Below are 23,985 nucleotides of genomic sequence, written 5' to 3' on the forward strand. Positions count from 1 at the left end.
CTGGCTCTCCCGGCCTTACGGAAACACGTTGGCAATTTTCAGCCGGACCAGCCCACACTTCACCATCTGCGTTTTTTGGTCTGAACAGCAAAACAGATTTAACTGGAAGTCAGAGCGTTGAAGCGATGACTCCGGTCCGGCTGAAAATCGATGAGTCGTTGACGGCTGACCGGGTCTGCCCGCAGGGATGCGGGCAGAGGGGATGGCCTGCAGGGACGCAGGCTCGGCCCCGACCCGACAGGCAGACGGCATAAGACGAATGAATCGCGCAGCGACGATTTTCCCGCCGGGAGCCTGGGATGCAAGGGAGGCGGCGGTGAGCCTCCCTTGCACGTTCACGGGTATCTGTGATTCAGAGAAGTGATACCGCTGAGGTGAACGGAACCCCGTAGCGGAATAAAATGTTCTCCATACATGCTTAACTAACAGGCATTAGGCATTCACCTTGCCGGGGTTTTTTTATTGCGCCAGACTTAGAAGCTGTAAGTCAGGCCAACCGTGTAACGACGGCCATCGAGAACGGTGTCGTAGGTGTCATAATCGATTTGCTTATCCAGCACGTTATACACGCCGGCGGTCATCAGCAGATCCTTGGTAGCATAGTAACGTAAACCAACATCGACCTGCGTATACGATGGCGTACCTTGTGCCATGGAGGTACGGCTCAGGTACTCTGACGTTTTACCGCGCAGATTCAGACGGCTCCAGAAACCGAGATCCTGCGTTGCCTGCCAGTCCAGGGTGGTGTTAAACATATGCTTTGGCATTTTGTTTAATGGCTGACCGGAGAACTGACCGCTTTTCTGCTCAGATTCCGTATAGGTGTAGTTCGCCGTCCAGTTGACGTCGGAGGTGATTTTCCAGCCGAAGGTGGATTCTACGCCGCGCATATTGGCTTTATCGACGTTCACACGATCGCTGACGAAATCATAATGGGTGCCACCAATGGTGCAGGCCGGGTCGGAACTGCTGTTACAGCGACGCACTTCGGTAATTTTGTTTTTGAAGTCGGTATTGAACAGCGTCACGCCCGCGTTGAGGTCGTTGCCGTTATCCCACAATAACCCGATCTCCTCGCTCAGGCTTTTCTCTGGCTTCAGATCCGGGTTGCCGACAATGATCCCGTTCAGACGACCGCCGCCGGTGACCTGCCCCCAACTTGCAGAAGACTGACGCAGGTCCGGTGCGCGATAGCCCGCAGATACGCCACCTTTCAAGGTCCATTGATCGCTCAGATGCCAGACGCCGTAACCGCGTGGTGTCCAGTTGTCGCCGTAGTTTTCATCTTTATCCATACGCAGACCGCCGGTCAGCGCGAAGGTATCGGTAATAGCCCATTCATCTTCAGCAAACAGCGCCCAGCTCCAGCGGGTCAGTTTGTTCAGCCCATCGGCAGCTTGCAACTGATTGCCGTTATCGCGCAGTTTCTCATAACGGTACTGTCCACCCACTGTCAGGGTGTGCGCCCCGAGGAAAATCTGGTTCTGATTGTTAAAGATGGTGTTGTAGGACTTCATCTGGCGACCAGGGTTGTCGGTCTCTTCCTGCTGGATATAGCTGGTGGAGTTGAAGTCGTCGTAATAGCCGCTATGGGTGAGTGAATATGTGGTGTGCACATACTTGCTTTCGCTTTTACTGTTGGGCTTACAGCTTCCGTTGCGGCAGATTTCTTCAGCCCTGGATTTGCCCGGCGTACTGTCACGATCCTGCAGTTCACGTGCGTAATCGAAGTCGATGTCGTTTTTATCATCCGGCGTGAAGTTGAGGGTTAAACCCCCATTACGCATACGCTGTTCATTGTAGCCATTGAGGATTTCATCTTCGGCACGATGAGAGAATAATCCGGTCACCTTCGCACCGAGTAACCCGTCAATCAGCGGCCCGGACGCATAGGCATTCGTCTGGTAAATATCACCGGAATCCCTGTCTTCCTGGAAAGTGGCATCGCCATGTAAGGAGCCGGTCCAGGCTTTGGTATTCGACACTTTTTTGGTGATGACGTTGATAACGCCACCCATCGCATCAGAGCCGTAAAGCGATGACATTGGTCCACGGATAACTTCGATACGCTCGATGGATTCCAGCGGCGGTAACCAGCCTTGTTCAATCCCTGAGTTATCGCTGTTAGGTCGTGTGCTGCGTGTGCTGATGCGTTTGCCGTTGACCAGGAACAACGTGTATTGCGAAGCCATACCGCGAATACTGATATCGCTGCTGCTGCCGCCACCGGTGACGACGACGCCAGGGACATCTTTTAGCGCATCGGTGACATCGCGATAGGCTTTGTCTTCAATTTGCTGCTTGGTAATAACAGATATCGACGCGGGGGCGTCCTGAATTTTCTGCTCGAAGCCGGTAGCGGTGACGACGACGGTGTCCTGTTCAGCGGCATGGCCGAGTGATGGGAGACTGGCGACGCATACTGCGGCAGCTACAGCCTTAACGTGAGGTATAGTCATTTGTATCATTCCATTTAAATGAATCAAACTGCGCGTCATGTGAAAGGCCATGACAATTGTATGTATTTGTCTTTTAAGGACTCTTTTCAGTAAAGAAGCGAATGGATTGTACAAAAGTATGAATTTTTGTAAACACAAATGATAATCGAAATCATTTGTGTTTGACGTGGTTTGAGGGGAAATTATTATTAAATCAATAAGATAAGTGAAAAAGAAAAATGGAGAAAAAGTGAAGGGATGATGGCGAAATGAAGAGGGCTTTCGCCCTCACTCAGGCGTTACTTCAGTAAATATTGCGCATGGAAGCGCAGGTGATCCTCAATAAACGACGCAATAAAGTAATAGCTGTGATCGTAACCCGGCTGGATGCGTAACGTCATCGGCCATGCGGTCTGACGTGCCGTTTCGGCCAGTACCGCGGGCTGCAACTGATCGGCAAGAAACTGATCGTTGTCCCCTTGATCGATAAGCGTCGGAATCGCATCTTCGGGCCTGCTGGCCAACATTAACGCGCAGCTATCCCATTCGGCCCACAGCGATTTATCTTCACCCAGATAAGCGCTAAAAGCCTTCTCGCCCCACGGAACGCGGCAAGGGTTAACGATGGGGGCAAAAGCGGAGATACTGGTGTATTTCCCCGGATTTTTCAGCGCCATAATCAACGCCCCGTGACCACCCATGGAATGTCCGCTGATGGCGCAACGATCGCTGACGTTAAACTGCGATTGGATCAGTGCCGGAAGCTCATCACGCAGATAGTCATACATGCGAAAATGGCTTGCCCACGGCTGCTGGGTGGCATTGAGGTAAAACCCAGCCCCCTGGCCTAAATCGTAGCCATCATCGTTGGCGACTTGATCGCCGCGTGGACTGGTATCCGGCATCACCAGCACAATACCCAGCTCAGCCGCCACACGTTGCGCGCCCGCTTTGGTGGTGAAGTTTTCGTCATTGCAGGTCAGGCCCGACAACCAGTACAGCACCGGAGGCGGGGTATTCTCACGAGGTGGGGGAAGAAAGATGCTGAAAGTCATAGCGCAATTTAACGTGGCGGAGTCGTGACGCCAGCGTTGCTGCCAGCCTTCAAAACAGCGGTGCTCTTCAAGCATTTCCATGCGTGGCTCCTTGTTGTGTTGAACCTGAATATGTTTGCGAATTCATCATAATACAGATTATTCATTGCACTGTGAGTAACTTTCACTTCCGCATTGGGCAAACATACTTCATCATCTATATAACTTTACATTAACACTCAACATCGCCGGGCTGAACGCTACGTGAATTTGATACGCTGAAAGGCTGTGCCAATTTCAATAATTATCGCGGTGAATACTGGATTATGTGCGCCGCCTCACGCACAATGTTCTGGCTGTGACACAGCCTAAAAACTTTGCCCCATGCAGGGCAGAGGCGCCACACCTGCAGGAGAAAAAGAAATGTCATCACTCAGTAAAGAAGCGGCTTTGGTTCATGAAGCGCTGGTCGCGCGTGGTCTCGAAACACCACTGCGCCCGCCCGTGCAGGAGATGGATAACGAAACGCGCAAACGTCTTATCTCAGGCCATATGACCGAGATTATGCAATTGCTCAATCTCGATTTGAGCGATGACAGTTTGATGGAAACTCCGCATCGCATTGCGAAAATGTATGTCGATGAGATTTTCTCCGGTCTCGATTACGCCAACTTCCCGAAAATCACCGTCATTGAAAACAAAATGAAGGTGGACGAGATGGTTACGGTCCGCGATATCACGCTGACCAGCACCTGCGAGCATCACTTTGTCACTATCGATGGTAAAGCGACGGTGGCGTATATCCCGAAAGATTCAGTCATTGGCCTGTCGAAGATCAACCGCATTGTGCAGTTCTTTGCGCAGCGTCCGCAGGTGCAGGAACGTCTGACCCAGCAAATTCTCACCGCGCTGCAAACGCTGCTTGGGACGAATAATGTTGCGGTGTCGATTGATGCGGTGCATTACTGCGTGAAAGCGCGCGGTATTCGCGATGCGACCAGCGCGACCACCACCACTTCTCTGGGCGGATTGTTTAAGTCCAGCCAGAACACGCGTCAGGAATTCCTGCGCGCAGTACGTCATCACAACTGATTAGGGCAGGGGCCATGGAGCGTAATGTCACGCTGGATTTTATTCGTGGCGTCGCCATTCTTGGCATCCTGCTTCTCAATATTAACGCCTTTGGCCTGCCAAAGGCGGCATATCTCAATCCCGCCTGGTATGGCAATATCACCTTATCCGACGCCTGGAGCTGGGCGGTGCTTGATCTCTTCGCACAGGTCAAGTTTCTCACGCTGTTTGCATTGCTGTTTGGGGCAGGGCTGCAAATGCTGCTCCCGCGCGGCAAACGCTGGATCCAGTCGCGGCTTACGCTACTGGTGCTGTTGGGTTTTATTCACGGTTTACTCTTCTGGGACGGCGATATCCTGTTGGCTTATGGCTTAATTGGTCTGATTTGCTGGCGGTTGATTCGCGATGCCCCTTCGGTAAAAAGCCTGTTTAACACCGGCGTCCTGCTTTATCTGGTGGGTATTGGCGTACTGCTGCTGCTGGGCGTTATCTCCGGCGGGGAAACCAGTCGGGCGTGGACGCCGGATGCCTCAGCTTTGCTGTATGAAAAATACTGGAAAGTGAATGGCGGTCTGGAAGCGGTCAGCAATCGCGTGGATATGATGTCCAATAGCTTGCTGGCACTGGGCGCGCAGTACGGCTGGCAACTGGCTGGGATGATGCTGCTTGGCGCAGCATTAATGCGCAGCGGCTGGCTGAAAGGGCAGTACAGTTTGCAGCATTATCGACGTACCGGCGTACTGTTGGTCATTATTGGCATGGCGATTAACCTGCCTGCTATTATCATTCAGTGGCATTTGGAGTGGGTCTACCGCTGGTGTGCTTTCCTGTTACAAGCTCCGCGCGAGCTGGGCGCGCCGTTGCAGACTATCGGCTACGCCGCCCTGATGTTTGGCTTCTGGCCGCAGTTGAGCCGCTTAAAGTGGGTGATTGCCATCGCCTGCGTGGGACGTATGGCGTTAACTAACTATCTGTTGCAAACCTTAATTTGCACCACGCTGTTTTATCAATTCGGCTTGTTTATGAAATTCGATCGGCTGGAGCTGCTCTGTTTCGTCATTCCTGTCTGGGCCGTTAATCTTCTGTTCTCCGTCATTTGGCTGCGTTTTTACCGGCAGGGCCCGGTAGAGTGGCTGTGGCGTCAATTAACCCTGCGTGCTTCAGGGACATCATTACCACGTACATCCAGATAACGATCTGGATCACATTCATTAACAAAATGGATGTAAGCGCTTTCATTCCTGTGACATCACTCACGCAGTCCGTTTCATTGTGCTGACAAAATACCCAGCCTGGGGTGTCTGTGGCTAACCGCAATCTAAAACAGGGCAGTGAATATGGTAACCATCCGTGATGTGGCACGACAGTCTGGCGTATCTGTAGCGACCGTTTCCCGCGTACTGAACAACAGTGCGCTGGTGAGTCCCGACACGCGTGAAGCGGTGATGAAAGCAGTCACTCAGTTAGGCTATCGACCTAACGCCAATGCGCAGGCGCTGGCGACACAGGTAAGTGACACCATTGGTGTGGTGGTGATGGATGTGTCAGATGCATTTTTTGGCGCGCTGGTTAAAGCTGTCGATATGGTTGCCCAGCAGCATCAGAAATATGTCCTGATTGGCAATAGCTATCATGAGGCTGAAAAAGAACGTCATGCTATTGAGGTTTTGATTCGCCAACGCTGTAACGCTCTGATTGTTCACTCTAAAGCGCTCAGCGATCGGGAACTGGCAGAGTTTATGGATCAGATCCCTGGCATGGTGCTGATCAATCGCCTTGTTCCGGGTTACGCCCACCGTTGCGTCTGCCTGGATAATATCAGCGGCGCCAAAATGGCGACCCGCATGCTGCTGAATAATGGTCATCAACGCATTGGTTACCTGGCATCAAGCCACCGTATTGAAGATGATGCGATGCGCAAAGAAGGGTGGTTATCGGCCCTGAAAGAACAAGGAATTGATGCGGCGGAAAGCTGGATCGGTACCGGTTCGCCCGATATGCAGGGCGGAGAGTCTGCCATGGTGGAGCTGCTGGGGCGCAATTTGCAACTGACGGCGGTCTTCGCCTACAACGACAACATGGCAGCGGGCGCACTGACCGCGTTAAAAGACAACGGCATCGCCATCCCATTACATCTTTCTATCATTGGCTTTGATGATATTCCCATTGCGCGTTACACCGATCCGCAGCTGACAACCGTGCGCTATCCCATCGCCTCAATGGCAAAAATGGCGACGGAGCTTGCGCTGCAAGGCGCGGCGGGCACGTTAGATCCTGCGGCGTCGCATTGCTTTATGCCGACACTGGTGCGTCGTCATTCTGTGGCATTGCGGCAGAATGCGGCACCGATCACTAACTCATAAAGTCGAACTATGTAACCGCTTTCAATATGTGAGTAAATTCACAGTATATTAACAATGCGATAGCTATGATGACACTGTTTGTTGCGCTGTAACTACTATGTAACGGTGAATAATCACTTTCATCGAGGTATTGGTGCCTTAAACAAAAATTAAAGCCAGTTTTTGGAGCGTTGCCAGGCACGGAAGAATTATTTTTAAAAGTGAGCTTCGGCGTTCAGTAACACTTCAGTAACGTTCTGCCTGCCGAGCATTTATCTCAAGTACTACCCTGCATAATAAAACCGGAGATACCATGAATAAGAAGGTGTTGACCCTGTCTGCTGTAATGGCAAGCATGTTATTCGGCGCGGCTGCGCACGCTGCTGATACCCGCATTGGTGTGACGATTTATAAGTACGACGATAACTTTATGTCTGTGGTACGTAAGGCTATTGAAAAGGATGCCAAAGCGGCGCCTGACGTACAGTTGCTGATGAATGACTCGCAGAACGACCAGTCCAAACAAAACGACCAGATCGACGTATTGCTGGCAAAAGGCGTTAAAGCACTGGCGATTAACCTGGTTGACCCGGCAGCTGCAGGCACGGTAATTGAAAAAGCACGCGGTCAGAATGTGCCGATCGTGTTCTTCAACAAAGAACCTTCTCGTAAAGCGCTGGACAGCTATGACAAAGCGTATTACGTCGGTACTGACTCTAAAGAGTCTGGCATTATTCAGGGTGACTTGATTGCTAAACACTGGGCTGCTAACCCGAACTGGGATCTGAATAAAGACGGTAAAATCCAGTTTGTTCTGCTGAAAGGCGAACCGGGACATCCGGATGCTGAAGCACGTACCACTTACGTGATCAAAGAGCTGAACGACAAGGGCATTAAAACTGAGCAACTGCAGTTAGATACCGCGATGTGGGATACCGCTCAGGCGAAAGATAAGATGGATGCGTGGATGTCCGGTCCGAACGCTAACAAAATTGAAGTGGTTATCGCCAACAACGATGCGATGGCGATGGGCGCAGTTGAAGCGCTGAAAGCGCACAACAAAACCAGCGTACCGGTATTTGGCGTGGATGCGCTGCCTGAAGCGCTGGCCCTGGTGAAATCCGGCGCCATGGCCGGTACCGTGCTGAACGATGCCAACAACCAGGCGAAAGCGACCTTCGATTTGGCGAAAAACCTGGCTGATGGCAAAGGCGCAGCAGACGGCACTAACTGGAAAATTGACAACAAAATTGTTCGCGTTCCGTACGTCGGTGTCGATAAAGATAATCTGGCTGAGTTCACTAATAAATAAATCTCCGTCTATGGGCGCAATGTCATTGCGCCCTTAATAACGCGCTTTGCAAGGCCAACAAGGTATATTTATGGTCAGCACACATACTCAGTCGTCAGGCGAATACTTGTTGGAAATGACCGGCATTAACAAGTCTTTCCCCGGCGTTAAGGCTCTTGATAACGTTAATTTAAAAGTCCGCCCGCATTCAATTCACGCCTTAATGGGCGAGAACGGCGCGGGGAAATCCACATTATTGAAATGTCTTTTCGGCATCTATCAAAAAGATTCCGGTAGTATTTTATTTCAGGGTAAAGAAATCGATTTTCATTCGGCGAAAGAAGCGCTTGAAAATGGTATTTCGATGGTCCACCAGGAATTAAACCTGGTATTACAACGTTCCGTGATGGACAACATGTGGTTGGGGCGCTATCCCACCAAAGGTATGTTTGTCGATCAGGAAAAAATGTACCGTGATACCAAAGCGATATTTGATGAGCTGGATATTGATATCGATCCGCGGGCGCGCGTCGGTACATTATCCGTTTCACAAATGCAGATGATCGAAATTGCCAAAGCCTTCTCCTACGATGCCAAAATCGTCATCATGGATGAGCCGACGTCATCGTTAACCGAGAAAGAAGTTAATCATCTGTTCACCATCATTCGTAAGCTGAAAGAGCGTGGATGCGGTATTGTTTATATTTCTCACAAAATGGAAGAAATTTTCCAGCTGTGTGATGAAATTACCGTGCTGCGCGACGGGCAGTGGATCGCAACCCAGCCGCTGGAAGGGCTGGATATGGACAAGATCATCGCCATGATGGTTGGACGTTCGCTGAACCAACGTTTTCCTGATAAAGAAAACAAACCTGGTGAAGTGATTCTGCAAGTGCGTAACCTGACCTCGCTGCGTCAGCCGTCGATTCGTGATGTCTCGTTTGATTTGCACAAAGGGGAAATCCTCGGGATTGCCGGTCTGGTAGGCGCAAAACGCACTGATATCGTTGAAACGCTTTTTGGTATTCGTGAGAAATCATCGGGTACGATTACGTTACACGGCAAAAAAATTAATAACCACAGCGCGAATGAAGCCATCAACCATGGCTTTGCACTGGTCACGGAAGAGCGCCGCTCGACCGGTATTTATGCGTATCTGGACATTGGTTTTAACTCGTTAATCTCCAATATCCAAAACTATAAAAATAAAGTCGGTCTGCTGGATAATTCCCGCATGAAGAGCGATACCCAGTGGGTGATTGACTCTATGAGGGTGAAAACGCCGGGCCATCGTACACAAATTGGTTCACTTTCCGGGGGGAATCAGCAAAAGGTGGTTATTGGCCGCTGGCTATTAACGCAGCCAGAAATCCTGATGCTGGATGAACCTACACGTGGTATCGATGTCGGCGCAAAATTTGAAATTTATCAGTTGATAGCCGAACTCGCGAAAAAAGATAAGGGGATTATTATTATTTCCTCTGAAATGCCGGAGCTGCTGGGTATTACCGATCGTATTCTGGTGATGAGCAATGGTCTCGTTGCCGGAATTGTTGACACTAAAACGACAACGCAAAACGAAATCCTCCGTCTTGCGTCTTTGCACCTTTAAGATTAGGGGCTCCTCATGAGTGCGTTAAATAAGAAAAGTTTTCTTACTTATCTGAAAGAAGGCGGAATATACGTTGTTCTTTTGGTTTTGCTGGCAATTATTATTTTCCAGGATCCCACTTTCTTAAGTTTACTCAACCTGAGTAATATTCTGACGCAATCCTCAGTGCGTATTATTATCGCATTGGGTGTTGCCGGACTGATTGTGACGCAAGGGACAGACCTGTCGGCAGGGCGTCAGGTTGGTCTGGCGGCAGTGGTGGCGGCAACCTTATTGCAATCGATGGAGAACGCCAACAAGGTATTCCCGGAAATGGCGACGATGCCGATTATCGTGGTGGTACTGATTGTTTGCGTCATCGGCGCGATTATCGGTCTGGTGAACGGTATCATCATCGCGTATCTGAACGTGACGCCGTTTATTACCACGTTGGGTACGATGATCATCGTCTACGGGATCAACTCCCTGTACTATGATTTTGTCGGCGCATCGCCAATTTCTGGCTTTGACAGCGGATTCTCTACCTTTGCGCAGGGCTTTATCGCGCTGGGCAGCTTCCGACTCTCTTATATCACCTTCTATGCGCTGATTGCCGTGGCCTTTGTGTGGGTGCTGTGGAACAAGACCCGCTTCGGTAAAAACATTTTTGCTATCGGCGGTAACCCAGAGGCGGCGAAAGTGTCTGGCGTGAACGTCGCGCTGAACCTGCTGATTATCTATGCGTTGTCTGGTGTGTTCTATGCCTTCGGTGGTTTGCTGGAAGCAGGACGTATCGGCTCGGCGACCAACAACCTCGGTTTTATGTATGAGCTGGATGCGATTGCGGCGTGCGTGGTTGGCGGCGTCTCGTTTAGCGGTGGGGTAGGGACCGTCTTCGGCGTGGTGACCGGTGTGATTATCTTTACCGTCATCAACTACGGGCTGACTTACATCGGCGTTAACCCATACTGGCAGTACATTATTAAGGGCGGCATCATCATCTTCGCGGTGGCGCTGGACTCCCTGAAGTACGCGCGTAAGAAGTAACGATAAAACGCCAAAAGGCCGGTGCAGCGCAATCTGCACCGGCCTTTTTTGTCCGCGTTATAATGTTAACGCGTGCTCTTTCTCTCCGGGTTTAAATTTTACTTCACCCAGGTCGATACAGGCGACCGGGCAAACGTGGCCGCACAGCAAGCATCCCACACATTTTTCCGTGTCGCAGTGTGGGGTTCGGGTTTCCTCATTCCATTCCATCGCCTGATGCCCGCCGTCATAACAGGAAATGTAGCAGCGACCACAGCCCACGCATTTATCGAGATGGATGTTTGGGTAGACGATGTAGCTACGGTCAAGATCTTCAGCGGGGATGATATTGGCATTGGCAAGGCCCACCATCTTCTCCAGTGAGTCAAATCCTTGATCGGCGAGGTAATGTGACAGCCCGCTGGTCATGTCCTCCACAATCCGATAACCATACTGCATTATCCCGGTGGTCACCTGCAGCGTGGCCGCGCCTAACAGTAAAAACTCGGCGGCATCTTCCCAGTTTTCTATACCCCCGATGCCGCTAATCGGGAAATCGCGCAGTTCAGGGTGCATGCGCAGTTGCTGAATAAATCGCAGGGCGATAGGTTTAACGGCCTTGCCGGAGTAGCCGGAAATACTGGATTTACCGTTGACGACCGGCATCCCAATTTTCCGGTTCAGATCGATATTGGTAATGGATTTAACCGTATTGATGGTTGCAATACCGTCGGCGCCACCGCGTTTTGCCGCCAGCGCAACCTCACACATATCACCGATATTCGGTGTCATTTTAGCCAGCATCGGCAGGGAAGAACCGCGTTTAACTGCCCGACAATATTTTTCGACCAGCTCAGGGCTTTGCCCAACATCGCTACCCATGGCATGTGAGGTCATTTGCGGGCAAGAGAAGTTGCATTCGATCATGTCTGCACCCGCCTCTTCGACCAGCCGTGCCAGCTCCTGCCACTGCTGTTCATTTTCCCCCATGATCGATGCAATCAGAACTTTATCCGGGTAGTCCTGTTTCAGCCGGCGAATAGCGGCCAGATTTTCCTCCAGCGGGTGCTCGGCAATTTGCTCCATATTTTTGAAGCCAACAAAGCCGGTATCTTCTTTGGTCAGATGGTCAAAGCGTGGAGAGACTTCATTCGCAATAAAGAAACCAATGGTTTTAAAGACAATACCGCCCCAGCCGGTGTCATAGGCTTTGGCGCACATGTCATAGCAGTTGCCCACCGGAGAAGAAGAGAGGCAGAACGGGTTGGGGAATTTGACGCCGCAAAAAGTAATAGAAAGATCTTTCGTTAACATGAGCAAGCTCCCTCTAAGTAGTGATGAATGGCCTGAGCGGCTTCTTTTCCGGTTTTCACGGCGTAAACCACCGTTTTATCGCCTTTTACAATATCGCCCGCGGCAAACAAAGCGGGATCGGCGGTTTGATAATGATGCGTGTCGATAAGATTGCGCTGTGGTTTTAACGCGGCGAAATGTTCAAGTTGAGCATGTTGACCAACGGCGAGAATAATATGTTCGGCTTCAAGCGTCAGTTCTCCCGGCAGGCGAACGTGTTTAAAAGTAACCCGGTTTCCGCTAACCGCCACAGGCGTGAAACCGTCAATAATCGATACCCCTAACGCTTGTGTGCTGCTGAACTCTTTATCGCTGGCTGGGAAATCGGCCAGTTCTTCACGGACGACACAGGTAACTGACGCACAGCCCAGCAGTTTCAACGTGCTGGCGACATCCATCGCGACATCGCCGCCGCCGATGATCAATGCGCTTTGCGCGACGGTAATATCGCCGCTGGTTTGCCGGGCTCGTTGCAGAAAATCGACGGCAATTTCAACGTGATTGGCCTTCTCAAACAGCGGTAACGTTGAACCGTAAGACATCCCTACGGTAACCAGTACGGCGCGGTATTCTGTTTTGAGTTGCTCAATGGAAAGGGCAGTGCCGACTTCACAATTGCATTTGATTGTTACGCCCATTTCAACGATACGAGCAATTTCGTTATCTAAAACAGCATGCGGCAGACGAAACTCTGGAATGCCATAGCGTAACCAGCCGCCAGGTTGGGCCTGCTTTTCATAGATAGTGACGTCATAGCCCAGATTGCTCAGCGTTACGCTGGCTTGTAATCCTGCCGGGCCTGCGCCAATGATGGCGATCTTGCCCTGTGTTTTTGTGGCGGGTTGATAAATTTTCATTGCGGTCTGCTGCTCAAAGTCTGTAATAAAGCGTTGCAGACGTGCAATATCAATCGGCTTATCAATACCTGAGCGTGTACACCCGCGTTGGCATAACTTTTCGGTTGGGCATACCCGGGCGCATACTGCCCCAAGTGCATTATTTTCACGAATAGTTTCGGCTGCACCCTTAAAATTACGAAAATAAATGGAGCGAATAAATTTTCCCGGGTCAGTTTGCGCCGGACAATCCTGGCTACAGGGGGCATCGTGACATAATAAACAGCGAGAAGCCTCTTTTATGGCTAATAATGGCGTAAAAGCAGGCGTGAGCTCATCCAGATAATTTTGTTGTGGCATATTTTCTTCCTTAATGCGTGAGTAAATTAAGGCAAACCGTTAATAACAAAATATAAAAATCGAAAGGCTATTCTTAAGGCTAAGCACTGCAGGAAGAGTATTCTGTGAAAGGATTCACAAATAGAAGAGTGTTGGCGGGAAATGCTGACGGGCAGCATTAATCCCTTAATTTGAAATGGTAACCGTTATCATAATATTAACTATTCTCAAACGCTAATATAAAAATAATATCTTTATCGATAGAAAATTAAGTAAATAACCATACCGAAGGATAAACATCCGCATCCGGCATAAACCAACACATAGGACCAAAATTGCAGGGGCTCTTGATGGCGATAAGCGTATACCGGTTCGCGCACATTTTTCTTAATTTTATCTACGGCCCCGGTGCGCCAGCCTTTCCAGGCCTCACGGAAACAAAACACAGGAATGAGCAGAAAGGCCAACACGACGAAGAGGGTTTGTACATCCATGCTTATTTTCCTTGTTTCTTTTGTAATTCGAGTAATTGTTCAGGCGTAACCGCCGGATACCCCTGCGCATCGTCGGGTACCTGATGCATGGTAGGGATGGGTACCAGTGGGCCTAAAAAACGGGGTTCACGTTTAAAAATATAGAGATCGGCGAGTGCGCCAAAACGCGCGCCGAATTCGCGTACCCGCACGGTAAGCATATCTTTTGGTGAAGGCACCGCATAGCACTGGGCCTGAATGCCCATATGCAGCGCAATAAACAAGGCGCGTTCACAGTGGAATCGCTGAGTAATAATGATGAAATCGTTGGTATCGAATACCTTACGGGTACGCACGATGGAGTCGAGCGTACGGAACCCGGCGTAATCAAGCACAATGTCAGCCGGATCGACCCCTGCGGCAATCAGATCCTTACGCATCGTCATGGGTTCATTATAGCTTTGCTGCGCGTTGTCGCCGCTCAGCAACAGATAGTTTACCTTCCCGCTGTTATAGGCGTTCAATGCGCCCTGAATACGGTAGCGGTAATACTGGTTGATAACGCCGGTTCGATAGTATTTTGCCGTACCCAGGACCACACCGACCTGGCGGTAGGGTAAATCCTGTAATTCGTCGTAGATATAGGGGGCAGTCTTCCAGCTCATCCATCTGTCGAGTCCAAGCACAGTCAACAGCAGCAGGCCTGACAGGACTAACAGGCTGTAAAACACGCGCTTTAACATGCAGAAAACTCGTTATTTGGGTGGAATTTCAATCAGGCTACTGTACCGGAAGACGTAGCGCAAGAAACAGCAGTCTGATTGAGGGGATTTTAGTCACTGTTACCCGGTTAGCGCAGCGCCACCGGGCTTTATGAGTTAACTGAGCAGCACGCGCTCAATATTGTTGCAGCCCAGCGCGTGCAGGGTGGCGGAGGTCGCATCCCACTGGATTAACGGCGCATCGGCTTTTTCTGCCAGCACCGCGCGTTGAATGTCCGGATAGTCGTAACCGTTCAGACTCAACAGGTTTAACGCGCCTTGCAGCGGTGGGAGAGTGGGGTTAAAGGCGGCGTTTTCAGCATAGCTACCACTAAAAATTCGCCCGTCTTTACACTCGAGCGCCACGCCGCTTGGCGATTTGCTGTATGGCATATGGCATCTGTTGGCGGCGGTAATTGCCGCCTGGGTCAGGGCGTCGCCCTGCAGCGCGAAGCCGTGATCCTGGTCGTCCATCAGTAGCGTTTTGATGTCGAGATCTTTTGGCCCGAACGCGTCCGGGAGATAGTCGCGCAGTGCGTGTGGTTCGCGCCCAGGCAGATGAATGCGTAAATCCAACCCGCTGTTCAATTCGTTCATAAACTGGCGGCAGTGGCCGCAAGGGGTGTAGTTAACGGTGATGGCGGCGAGGCCTTTTTCACCGCGCAGCCAGGCGTGGCTGATGGCGCTTTGCTCGGCATGAACGGTTTGCTGCATTGTTGCGCCCAGGAACTCCATGTTGCCACCGAAGTACCAGGTGCCGCTAATGCCGCGAGAGATCGCGCCCACGTTGAAGTTGGAAAGCGGGGTACGTGCGCAGGCCGCAGCCAGCGGCAGCAGAGCGAATGCCAGCGCGTCTTCGTCCAGTCCCGATTCGCGTTTCAGCAAAGAGACCTGCTCAGCAGTCAGCATGGCGGGGAAATGCGTATCCGCCAGAACAGGGGCCAGGGCTGATTGCAAGTTATCCGCGAGTTGGGCAAAAGCAGTTTGAAAACGTGGATGCATGGCGATGCCTCATAACAATGTAATGGAATCGTAGTTTACGGGCCTGTTACGGCTTTATATGTGATCCAAATCTCATTGTGTGTGCAACTTATGAAACTTAAATGAAAAATGTGCAACGCATCGCAAATAAATAACCAAAAAGTGAAGGTTAGCCGACCACTGCCAGAATAACCGGGAACAGAAACGGGGCGACCAACGAGGTGATAATGCCGCAAATGACCAGCGCCAGAGAGCTAAACGCGCCTTCCTGATAATCCAGTTCTGCGCAACGCGCGGTTCCCAGGGCGTGAGAAGCGGTACCCATTGCCAGTCCTCGCGCGGCCTTCGTGCGAATGCGCATAGCATTCAGTAAAGTATGACCAAATACCGCCCCGAGAATGCCGACGAAAATGACGCACACCGCGCTGATGGCCGGAATACCACCAATACTTCCTCCCACCGCCATAGCGATAGGCGTGGTGACCGATTTCGGCATGATTGACGCGGCAATTTCCGGTGAGGCGCCCATCAACAGGGCGATTGTTGTGCCGGTAACCATCGCCACGACGCTCCCCGCAAAACAGATAGCGATTATCGATTTCCAGCGCGCGCGAATTTGGTGCAGCTGTTCGTATAACGGATAGGCCAGCGCGACCACGGCAGGTTGCAGTAAATCGTTCAGCACCTCGCTGCCTTTGAAATAGTGATCGTAGGGAATTCCGGTCAGCATCAGAATGGGAATAATCACCACCATCGCGACCAGCAGCGGATTCAGCAGCGGCATTTTAAAGCGTGCTGCCAGCTTACGTGCGCCAAAGAACACCGCGAGAGTCAGGGGCAACGACCACCAGATATATGTCATCATTCTTTCGAACCTTTTTGGCCAACAATTTTGCGTTCACCGTGTACAAGATGCGAGCTCCAGCTCACCACGAGGAAAACAACCAGCGTACTGATGGTGCATGACACCACCACCGGGCCAAATTGTGCGCGGAGCAAATCAAAGTACTGCATGATCCCCACGCCAATCGGGACAAATAACAGGGCCATATAGCGAATCAGGACATAACAGCCGGGATTAACCCATTTTGCCGGTAATACCTGCAATGCCAGTAAGACAAACAGAATCAGCATGCCAATGATGCTGCCCGGAATCGTGATCGGCAGCAGCGAAGCGACAAAAATACCTGCATAGAGGCAGGCATAGATCAGGACGAATGCGCGCAAATATTGCCAGATAATGTTCAGTGATTTGCTCATAATTGAAACCCTTGACGAGACTGATTCATCATACAATTAAACTTCAAAACGTGCTACCGATCACATCATGAATTCTAAGCATAGAGGAAATAGACGTCTGGAACATTGCGCATATGATCGCGCTAAACCTGCGCCAGGTAATACAAAAAACGACTCAGGGCTGTGGTAGGCGTTTCATTGTTGCGCCAGAATACGCCTACGCTGCCTTTTTGTTCAATCTTCGGCAGATTCAGGATAGCCAGTTGTCCCTGGGCGGCATAACGCTGCGCCAGACGCAGAGAAAGAATAGAAACCATGTCGCTACTTTGCAGCAGGTTAGTGCTGACGTTTATCGACGCTGATTCAATGGTGTTTTCCGGCAGCATTACGCCATTATCGACCAGCGCGTTGTCAATGCTAATCCGAATGGGGGTGCCTGTCGGCCAGACAATCCAACGCCAGTTAGCCAGATCGTTCCAGGTGAGCAGGGGATATTTTGCCAGCGGATGATCGGGGCGGGCGACAAAACAGACCGGCTCGGTATAGAGCACCTGGTAATTAAGCGGCAACTGAAGCGCCCGGCCGCCAACGCGACCGACGACGACATCCACTGAACCCGCCAGCAGATCGTGCAGTAACGGGGTCATCACTTTCTCTTCAATATTGAGATGCAGAGTGGGTAGCTCCGTAAGCAAGCCCAGTATTGCCTGTGAAACGCAGTCGGTCGCCACCGGCGAGCAGCCAATCTTCAGACTTCCCACCAGACCGCCTTGCTTGAAACGGGCAATTTCGTACTGCGAACGCTCCATATCATTGATCAGGCGTTGAGCATGTTGCAGCAACAGCTTGCCGCCTTCGGAGGGGCGTAAGCCTTTGCTATGTCGTTCAAAGAGCGTGATGCCAATCTCATCTTCGAGCTGTGATAACCATTTGGACAAGGCAGGCTGGGTGATATTCATCATCCGGGCGACGTGAGTCAAATTTCCCTGTTCCCCTAGCGCGACCAGCGTTTGCAGGTGGTGCAACTTCAGTTTCTGTGCCCAGTTAGCCATTTGCTATAACCTCCAGGTTATGCCTCTGCATGAAAAGCCATTGTACATTTCATCTCCAAACATACAAAGTCGCAACATACCTAAAACAAAACAGACATCTACTCTACCTGCACTGAGGCATTCACTATGACTCAACAACGTGATCTACAAGCACTAATAGATTCCGCCCCCGTCGGTAAGACGCAGTGGCGCGTGATTATTTGCTGTTTTCTGGTCGTCATGCTCGACGGTTTTGATACCGCGGCGATTGGTTTTATCGCACCCGATATACGCACTCACTGGCAATTGACTGCCGGGGATCTGGCGCCGCTTTTTGGCGCAGGACTGCTGGGGCTAACTGCTGGCGCGTTGCTCTGCGGCCCGCTGTCCGATCGTTTTGGCCGTAAACGGGTGATTGAGCTTTGCGTGGCGCTGTTTGGCGCGCTGAGTCTGATCTCTGCTTTTTCGCCCGATCTGCAAACGCTGGTTATTTTGCGTTTCCTTACCGGGTTAGGTCTGGGCGGCGCGATGCCTAATACCATCACCATGACGTCGGAATACCTGCCTGCCCGTCGGCGTGGCGCATTGGTCACCATGATGTTCTGCGGCTTCACTCTCGGATCGGCTATGGGCGGCATCGTCAGCGCTCAACTGGTGCCGGTTGTTGGTTGGCACGGCATTCTGGTGCTGGGAGGCGTTTTGCCGCTCATGCTGTTTGTCGCCCTGCTGTTTGCGCTACCGGAATCCCCGCGCTGGCAGGTTCGTCGCCAGCTACCGCAAAACGTGATTGCCAGAACTGTCAGCGCTATTACCCGGGAACGTTATGACGATACCCATTTTTATCTCAACGAAGGGTCAGCGATTGCCAAAGGCAGTATCCGCCAGCTGTTCGTCGGGCGACAGTTGCCCATTACCCTGATGTTATGGGTGGTGTTCTTTATGAGCCTGCTGATTATTTATCTGCTCTCCAGTTGGATGCCAACGCTGCTTAACCATCGAGGAATCGACCTGCAACATGCCTCCTGGGTGACTGCGGCCTTCCAGATTGGCGGTACGTTAGGCGCGCTGGCGCTGGGCGTACTGATGGATAAATACAATCCTTTCCGCGTGCTGGCGGTGAGCTATGCGCTGGGGGCGGCATGTATCGTCATGATTGGCCTGAGCGAAAACGGCCTGTGGCTGATGGCGTTGGCGATTTTTGGCACCGGCATCGGGATTAGCGGTTCTCAGGTGGGTCTCAATGCGTTAACCGCCACCCTTTATCCGACGCAAAGCCGGGCGACGGGCGTCAGCTGGTCTAATGCCATTGGCCGCTGCGGCGCGATTGTCGGTTCGCTTTCCGGCGGCGTGATGATGGCGATGAATTTCTCATTCGATAACCTGTTTTTCATTATTGCCGTTCCGGCGGCCATCAGCGCGGTGATGCTTACGCTGCTGACGGTTGTTGTTCGCCAGTCGGCCTCTGTCCCTGACGCCTTGCCACGCGCAGGCATCGTGAATGAATAAGGAGAATCCCTATGTCTGAACTGAATCAGGATGTTAAGAACAGCCGTCAGCAGTTTTACCAGCATATTTCCGGGCAGAATCTGACCCCGCTGTGGGAGTCGTTGCACCGTCTGGTGCCGTCAACGCCGAACGCGAATTGCGCGCCTGCGTACTGGAACTATCAGGAGATCCGTCCGCTACTGCTGGAAAGCGGCGATCTGATTGGCGCGAAAGAGGCAATTCGTCGCGTGCTGGTGCTGGAAAACCCAATGCTGCGCGGACAGTCTTCAATCACCCCGACGCTGTACGCGGGATTACAGTTGATTATGCCGGGCGAGGTTGCGCCGAGCCACCGCCATAATCAGTCTGCGCTGCGCTTTATTGTCGAAGGGAAAGGGGCATTTACCGCCGTCGATGGCGAGCGCACCCAGATGCATGAAGGCGATTTTATTCTGACGCCGCAATGGCGCTGGCACGATCACGGCAACCCAGGCAGCGAACCGGTAGTGTGGCTGGACGGTCTGGATCTGCCGCTGGTGAATCTGCTGGGCTGCGGCTTTGCGGAAGACTACCCGGAAGATCAGCAGCCGGTCACGCGCAAGGAAGGGGATTATTTACCGCGCTATGCGGCCAACATGTTGCCGCTGCGTCATCAGAAGGGTAACTCATCGCCCATTTTCAACTATCGCTACGATCGTAGCCGTGAAGCACTGCATGACCTGACCCGCATGGGCGAAGCCGACGAGTGGGATGGTTACAAGATGCGCTACGTGAACCCGGTAACTGGCGGTTATCCCATGCCGTCAATGGGGACCTTCCTGCAATTGTTGCCGAAGGGCTTTTCTTCACGGATGGCGCGTACCACTGACAGCACTATCTACCATGTGGTGGAAGGAAGCGGGCGGGTCACCATCGGCAACGAAACCTTCAACTTTTCGCCAAAAGATATCTTCGTGGTGCCGACCTGGCACGGTGTGTCGTTCCAGGCCAGCGAAGATGCCGTCTTATTCAGTTTTTCGGACAGACCGGTTCAGGAAGCGCTGGGGTTGTTCCGTGAAGCACGCTATTAATTTGGGAGAGAGAAAATGACGCAATACGTATTCGAACCACAAGCGCCTGTTACCGTTCCGGTGGTTGGTAGTGATGAACAATTTCCCGTGCGCCGCGTTTACTGCGTGGGGCGCAACTATGCTGCACACGCGCGTGAAATGGGCTTTGACCCGGATCGCGAACCGCCGTTCTTCTTCTGTAAACCGGCCGACGCGGTGGTTCCGGTGGCGGCTGGTCAAACCCTTGAACTGCCGTACCCGTCGCAGACCGATAACTATCACTACGAGATAGAACTGGTGGTGGCGATTGGTAAAAAGGGCAGCGATATACCGCTGGAAAAAGCGCACGAATATATCTGGGGCTATGCCACCGGTCTGGATATGACCCGTCGTGACAGGCAGATGGAGATGCGCCAGATGGGGCGTCCGTGGGAAATCGGCAAAGCGTTTGATCTCTCTGCGCCCATCGCGCCGCTGCATAAAGCCAGTGAAATCGCTGATGTTAACAATGCGCCTATCTGGCTGCAGGTTAACGGCGACGATCATCAGCGGAGCGATATTCGTCACCTTATCTGGTCTGTGAATGAAACCATCAGCTATCTGTCCGGATTTTTCGAACTGCAGCCGGGCGATCTGATCTACACCGGTACGCCGGAAGGCGTGGGGGCGGTAGTGAAAGGGGATGTGATCACCGGCAACGTAGACGGTTTAACCCCCATCGCCGTGAAGATTGTCTGAGGTGGATGATGAAGCTGTACAGTTTCTTTAATAGCTCCGCGTCATATCGCGTGCGTATTGCGCTGGCGCTGAAAGGGCTCGATTACCAGACGGTGGGCGTCAACATTCGCATCGGTCAGCAGAACGAGCTGGCCTACCGGCGGATGAATCCGGTGGGGCTGGTGCCGACGCTGGTGACCGACGACGGAGAATCGCTTGGACAATCGCTGGCGATAATCGACTGGCTGGATGGCCACTTTCCGCAGTCGCCGCTGCTGCCTGCTGACTTCCCGATGCGCAGTCGGGTGCTGGAAATTGTTTATGCCATCGCTTGTGATATCCACCCCGTGAATAATCTGCGGGTACTGCGCTACCTGAGCGACGAATTAAAGATCAGTGAAGAGGATAAAAAACGCTGGTATGCGCACTGGATCCAGCAAGGGTTAAGCGCAGTGGAACAGATGCTGCGCCAGAGTCATTCGGGGGCGTTCTGCGTGGGTGATGCGCCGACGCTGGCGGATTGCTGCCTGATCCCGCAATGGGCGAACGCGCTACGTATGGGCTGCGATTTGAGCGCATATCCACGCTGTAAGGCGGTCTATGATGCCTGTACCCAGCTTCCGGCGTTTATCGCCGCCGCGCCCGAGAACCAACAAGACAAAATTCCGGCCTGATAAGGAGAACGACAATGGCTAAAGTGACACGCGCAATTATCGTGGGTGGTGGGATTGGCGGCGCGGCGACCGCGTTATCGCTGGCCCGTCAGGGAATCAAAGTGATGTTGCTGGAGAAAGCGCATGAGATTGGCGAAATCGGCGCGGGCATTCAGCTCGGGCCAAACGCGTTCTCTGCTCTCGACAGCCTTGGCGTGGGAGAGGTTGCCCGCCAGCGCGCCGTTTTTACCGATCATATCACCATGATGGATGCGGTAAATGCGCAGGAAGTCGTGCGTATTGAAACCGGACAGGCGTTCCGCGATCACTTTGGCGGTCCTTATGCGGTTATCCATCGGGTGGATATTCATGCTTCTGTGTGGGAAGCGGCGCTGGTTCATCCCAACGTTGAGTATCGCACTTCAACTAACGTGGTTGATATTCGCCAGACCGAGAATGACGTGACGGTATTTGACGAGCATGGCAACAGCTGGACGGCAGATATTTTGGTCGGCTGTGACGGTGTGAAGTCGGTTGTCCGTCAGTCTCTGATTGGCGATGCGCCACGCGTGACCGGGCACGTGGTCTACCGCGCTGTGATTGATTGCGATGATATGCCGGAAGATTTGCGCATTAACGCGCCGGTGCTGTGGGCCGGACCGCACTGTCACCTGGTGCACTATCCGCTGCGCGGCGGCAAACAATACAATCTGGTGGTGACCTTTCATAGTCGTCAGCAGGAAGAGTGGGGCGTGAAGGATGGCAGTAAAGAGGAGGTGCTCTCCTATTTTGCCGGTATTCATCCACGTCCGCGCCAGATGCTGGATAAACCGACATCATGGCGGCGCTGGTCCACCGCTGACCGCGAGCCGGTCGAGAAATGGGGTACCGACCGCATTACGCTGGTGGGTGATGCCGCGCACCCGGTGGCGCAATATATGGCGCAGGGAGCCTGTATGGCGTTGGAAGATGCCGTCACGCTTGGTAAGGCGTTACAGCAGTGTGACGGCGATGCGGCTGATGCCTTTGCCCTGTATGAGTCGGTGCGCATTCCGCGTACGGCGCGGATTGTCTGGTCGACGCGCGAAATGGGCCGCGTTTATCACGCCGCGGGCGTCGAGCGCCAGGTGCGTAATCTGCTGTGGAAAGGTAAATCACAGGCGGAGTTTTATCGCGGTATGGAGTGGCTGTACGGCTGGAAAGAAGATAACTGTCTGTTGCCGCGCTGAGCCTCTTTAATCTCCCGAACGGAGGCGCTACCATAGCGCCTCTTTTTTTGCGGGTGACGATATGCGTGTTTTACTGGCGCCGATGGAAGGCGTGCTCGATTCCCTGGTGCGCGAGCTGCTGACTGAAGTGAATGATTACGATCTGTGCATCACGGAGTTTGTGCGCGTGGTGGATCAGCTCCTGCCGGCAAAAGTATTTCACCGGCTCTGCCCGGAACTGCATAACAACAGCCGCACGCCATCCGGCACGCGGGTGCGCATACAGCTGTTGGGCCAGTACCCGCAGTGGCTGGCGGAGAACGCCGCGCGCGCGGTCGAACTGGGATCGTACGGTGTCGATCTGAACTGCGGTTGCCCGTCGAAGCTGGTCAACGGCAGCGGCGGTGGCGCGACGTTATTGAAAGATCCTGAGCTCATCTACCGCGGCGCAAAAGCCATGCGCGAGGCTGTGCCGGACCCTCTCCCGGTGACGGTGAAAGTACGTCTGGGCTGGGACAACAGCGACCGGCAGTTTGAAATTGCCGATGCCGTCCAGCAGGCTGGTGCCAGTGAACTGGTGGTGCATGGTCGTACCAAAGAGCAGGGCTATAAGGCCGAGCATATTAACTGGCAGGCGATTGGCGAAATTCGCCAGCGACTTACCATTCCGGTTATCGCAAATGGTGAAATCTGGGACTGGCAGAGCGCCCAGGATTGTATGGCCATCAGCGGATGCGATGCGGTGATGATCGGTCGTGGTGCGTTAAATATCCCGAACCTGAGTCGCGTGGTGAAGTACAACGAGCCGCGTATGCCGTGGCCTGACGTCGTGATGCTGCTGCAAAAATATACCCGTCTCGAAAAGCAGGGTGACACGGGGTTGTATCATGTGGCGCGTATTAAGCAGTGGTTAGGGTATTTGCGTAAAGAATATTCAGAAGCCACGGCGTTGTTTCAGGAGATTCGCGCGTTAAACAATTCGCCGGATATCGCTCGGGCGATTCAGGCCATCAAGATTACCGCCTGACATCAGTTCCGGTAGGCCGGATAAGGCGTTTACGCCGCCA

22 protein-coding genes are annotated in these 23,985 nt (G+C 52.4%); 12 read left to right on the forward strand and 10 right to left on the reverse strand.

All coding sequences use genetic code 11. From position 1 onward, the window contains the following. Positions 1-473 precede the first annotated feature (473 nt). Both FDX09_RS18120 and fghA read right to left on the reverse strand, forming a co-directional pair. On the reverse strand, positions 474-2,459 hold the full coding sequence (locus FDX09_RS18120; protein ID WP_087855914.1) for a ligand-gated channel protein: 1,986 nt from the start codon (positions 2,457-2,459) through the stop codon (positions 474-476). Positions 2,460-2,737: 278 nt separating this feature from the next. Next, the gene (fghA, locus tag FDX09_RS18125) at positions 2,738-3,574 is read right to left on the reverse strand and encodes an S-formylglutathione hydrolase (RefSeq protein ID WP_085047873.1); all 837 of its coding nucleotides are present in this window, start codon (positions 3,572-3,574) and stop codon (positions 2,738-2,740) included. A 321-nt stretch (positions 3,575-3,895) separates the two neighbouring features. On the opposite strand from fghA, the gene folE reads away from it, so the two are divergent. The 6 genes from folE (at position 3,896) to mglC (ending at position 10,814) form a co-directional block, all read left to right on the forward strand. Then, a complete protein-coding gene (gene folE, locus FDX09_RS18130) occupies positions 3,896-4,564 on the forward strand; it encodes a GTP cyclohydrolase I FolE (protein WP_003027410.1) in 669 nt (222 codons plus the stop codon). 14 nt (positions 4,565-4,578) lie between these two features. Continuing rightward, positions 4,579-5,736 carry a DUF418 domain-containing protein YeiB gene (gene yeiB, locus FDX09_RS18135; protein ID WP_137347649.1) on the forward strand — a complete coding sequence of 386 codons (1,158 nt, stop codon included), beginning with the start codon at positions 4,579-4,581 and terminating at the stop codon, positions 5,734-5,736. Positions 5,737-5,880: 144 nt separating this feature from the next. Beyond that, the gene (gene galS / locus FDX09_RS18140) at positions 5,881-6,906 is read left to right on the forward strand and encodes an HTH-type transcriptional regulator GalS (protein WP_038641992.1); all 1,026 of its coding nucleotides are present in this window, start codon (positions 5,881-5,883) and stop codon (positions 6,904-6,906) included. Positions 6,907-7,198: 292 nt separating this feature from the next. Continuing rightward, on the forward strand, positions 7,199-8,197 hold the full coding sequence (gene mglB, locus FDX09_RS18145; protein ID WP_006683804.1) for a galactose/glucose ABC transporter substrate-binding protein MglB: 999 nt from the start codon (positions 7,199-7,201) through the stop codon (positions 8,195-8,197). Positions 8,198-8,267: 70 nt separating this feature from the next. Continuing rightward, on the forward strand, positions 8,268-9,788 hold the full coding sequence (gene mglA / locus FDX09_RS18150) for a galactose/methyl galactoside ABC transporter ATP-binding protein MglA (protein ID WP_005129207.1): 1,521 nt from the start codon (positions 8,268-8,270) through the stop codon (positions 9,786-9,788). A gap of 15 nt (positions 9,789-9,803) precedes the next feature. Continuing rightward, complete coding sequence (gene mglC / locus FDX09_RS18155; protein ID WP_003027393.1) at positions 9,804-10,814, forward strand: galactose/methyl galactoside ABC transporter permease MglC; 1,011 nt, start codon at positions 9,804-9,806, stop codon at positions 10,812-10,814. 57 nt (positions 10,815-10,871) lie between these two features. Here mglC and preA read toward each other — a convergent pair whose 3' ends face one another. From preA to FDX09_RS18195, 8 genes are all read right to left on the reverse strand, one after another. Further along, complete coding sequence (gene preA, locus FDX09_RS18160; RefSeq protein ID WP_137347650.1) at positions 10,872-12,107, reverse strand: NAD-dependent dihydropyrimidine dehydrogenase subunit PreA; 1,236 nt, start codon at positions 12,105-12,107, stop codon at positions 10,872-10,874. Next, positions 12,101-13,342, reverse strand: a complete 1,242-nt coding sequence (locus FDX09_RS18165; RefSeq protein WP_137347651.1) for an NAD(P)-dependent oxidoreductase — start codon at positions 13,340-13,342, stop codon at positions 12,101-12,103. The genes preA and FDX09_RS18165 overlap by 7 nt, the downstream gene beginning before the upstream one ends. A 233-nt stretch (positions 13,343-13,575) precedes the next feature. Beyond that, complete coding sequence (locus FDX09_RS18170; RefSeq protein ID WP_137347652.1) at positions 13,576-13,815, reverse strand: DUF2542 family protein; 240 nt, start codon at positions 13,813-13,815, stop codon at positions 13,576-13,578. Between the two features lie 2 nt (positions 13,816-13,817). Further along, a complete protein-coding gene (gene sanA, locus FDX09_RS18175) occupies positions 13,818-14,537 on the reverse strand; it encodes an outer membrane permeability protein SanA (protein WP_038641981.1) in 720 nt (239 codons plus the stop codon). Positions 14,538-14,672: 135 nt separating this feature from the next. Then, positions 14,673-15,557 (reverse strand): cytidine deaminase, encoded by an 885-nt coding sequence (cdd, locus tag FDX09_RS18180; protein ID WP_038641979.1) that lies wholly within the window; start codon positions 15,555-15,557, stop codon positions 14,673-14,675. A gap of 148 nt (positions 15,558-15,705) precedes the next feature. Then, a complete protein-coding gene (locus FDX09_RS18185) occupies positions 15,706-16,401 on the reverse strand; it encodes a CidB/LrgB family autolysis modulator (protein ID WP_038641977.1) in 696 nt (231 codons plus the stop codon). Beyond that, positions 16,398-16,796 (reverse strand): CidA/LrgA family protein, encoded by a 399-nt coding sequence (locus tag FDX09_RS18190; RefSeq protein ID WP_137347653.1) that lies wholly within the window; start codon positions 16,794-16,796, stop codon positions 16,398-16,400. Before FDX09_RS18190 ends, FDX09_RS18185 begins: the two co-directional genes overlap by 4 nt. A gap of 122 nt (positions 16,797-16,918) precedes the next feature. Continuing rightward, complete coding sequence (locus FDX09_RS18195; RefSeq protein WP_085047876.1) at positions 16,919-17,827, reverse strand: LysR substrate-binding domain-containing protein; 909 nt, start codon at positions 17,825-17,827, stop codon at positions 16,919-16,921. A gap of 126 nt (positions 17,828-17,953) precedes the next feature. Here FDX09_RS18195 and FDX09_RS18200 point away from each other — a divergent pair, with 126 nt between their 5' ends. From FDX09_RS18200 to dusC, 6 genes are all read left to right on the forward strand, one after another. Next, entirely contained in the window at positions 17,954-19,312 is a 1,359-nt protein-coding gene (locus FDX09_RS18200; RefSeq protein WP_085047877.1) for an aromatic acid/H+ symport family MFS transporter, read from the forward strand. 11 nt (positions 19,313-19,323) lie between these two features. Then, positions 19,324-20,361, forward strand: coding sequence for a gentisate 1,2-dioxygenase (gene gtdA / locus FDX09_RS18205; RefSeq protein ID WP_038641971.1), 1,038 nt, complete (start codon positions 19,324-19,326; stop codon positions 20,359-20,361). 15 nt (positions 20,362-20,376) lie between these two features. Next, positions 20,377-21,078, forward strand: coding sequence for a fumarylacetoacetate hydrolase family protein (locus FDX09_RS18210; RefSeq protein ID WP_038641969.1), 702 nt, complete (start codon positions 20,377-20,379; stop codon positions 21,076-21,078). Positions 21,079-21,086: 8 nt separating this feature from the next. After that, positions 21,087-21,731 carry a maleylacetoacetate isomerase gene (gene maiA / locus FDX09_RS18215; protein ID WP_085047879.1) on the forward strand — a complete coding sequence of 215 codons (645 nt, stop codon included), beginning with the start codon at positions 21,087-21,089 and terminating at the stop codon, positions 21,729-21,731. A 14-nt stretch (positions 21,732-21,745) separates the two neighbouring features. Further along, a complete protein-coding gene (locus FDX09_RS18220) occupies positions 21,746-22,939 on the forward strand; it encodes a 3-hydroxybenzoate 6-monooxygenase (RefSeq protein WP_085047880.1) in 1,194 nt (397 codons plus the stop codon). 61 nt (positions 22,940-23,000) lie between these two features. Beyond that, positions 23,001-23,945, forward strand: coding sequence for a tRNA dihydrouridine(16) synthase DusC (dusC, locus tag FDX09_RS18225; protein ID WP_085047881.1), 945 nt, complete (start codon positions 23,001-23,003; stop codon positions 23,943-23,945). The last annotated feature ends 40 nt before the right edge of the window (positions 23,946-23,985 follow it).

The organism is Citrobacter sp. wls717, from assembly GCF_005280955.1.
GTDB classification, from domain to species: Bacteria; Pseudomonadota; Gammaproteobacteria; order Enterobacterales; family Enterobacteriaceae; genus Citrobacter; species Citrobacter werkmanii.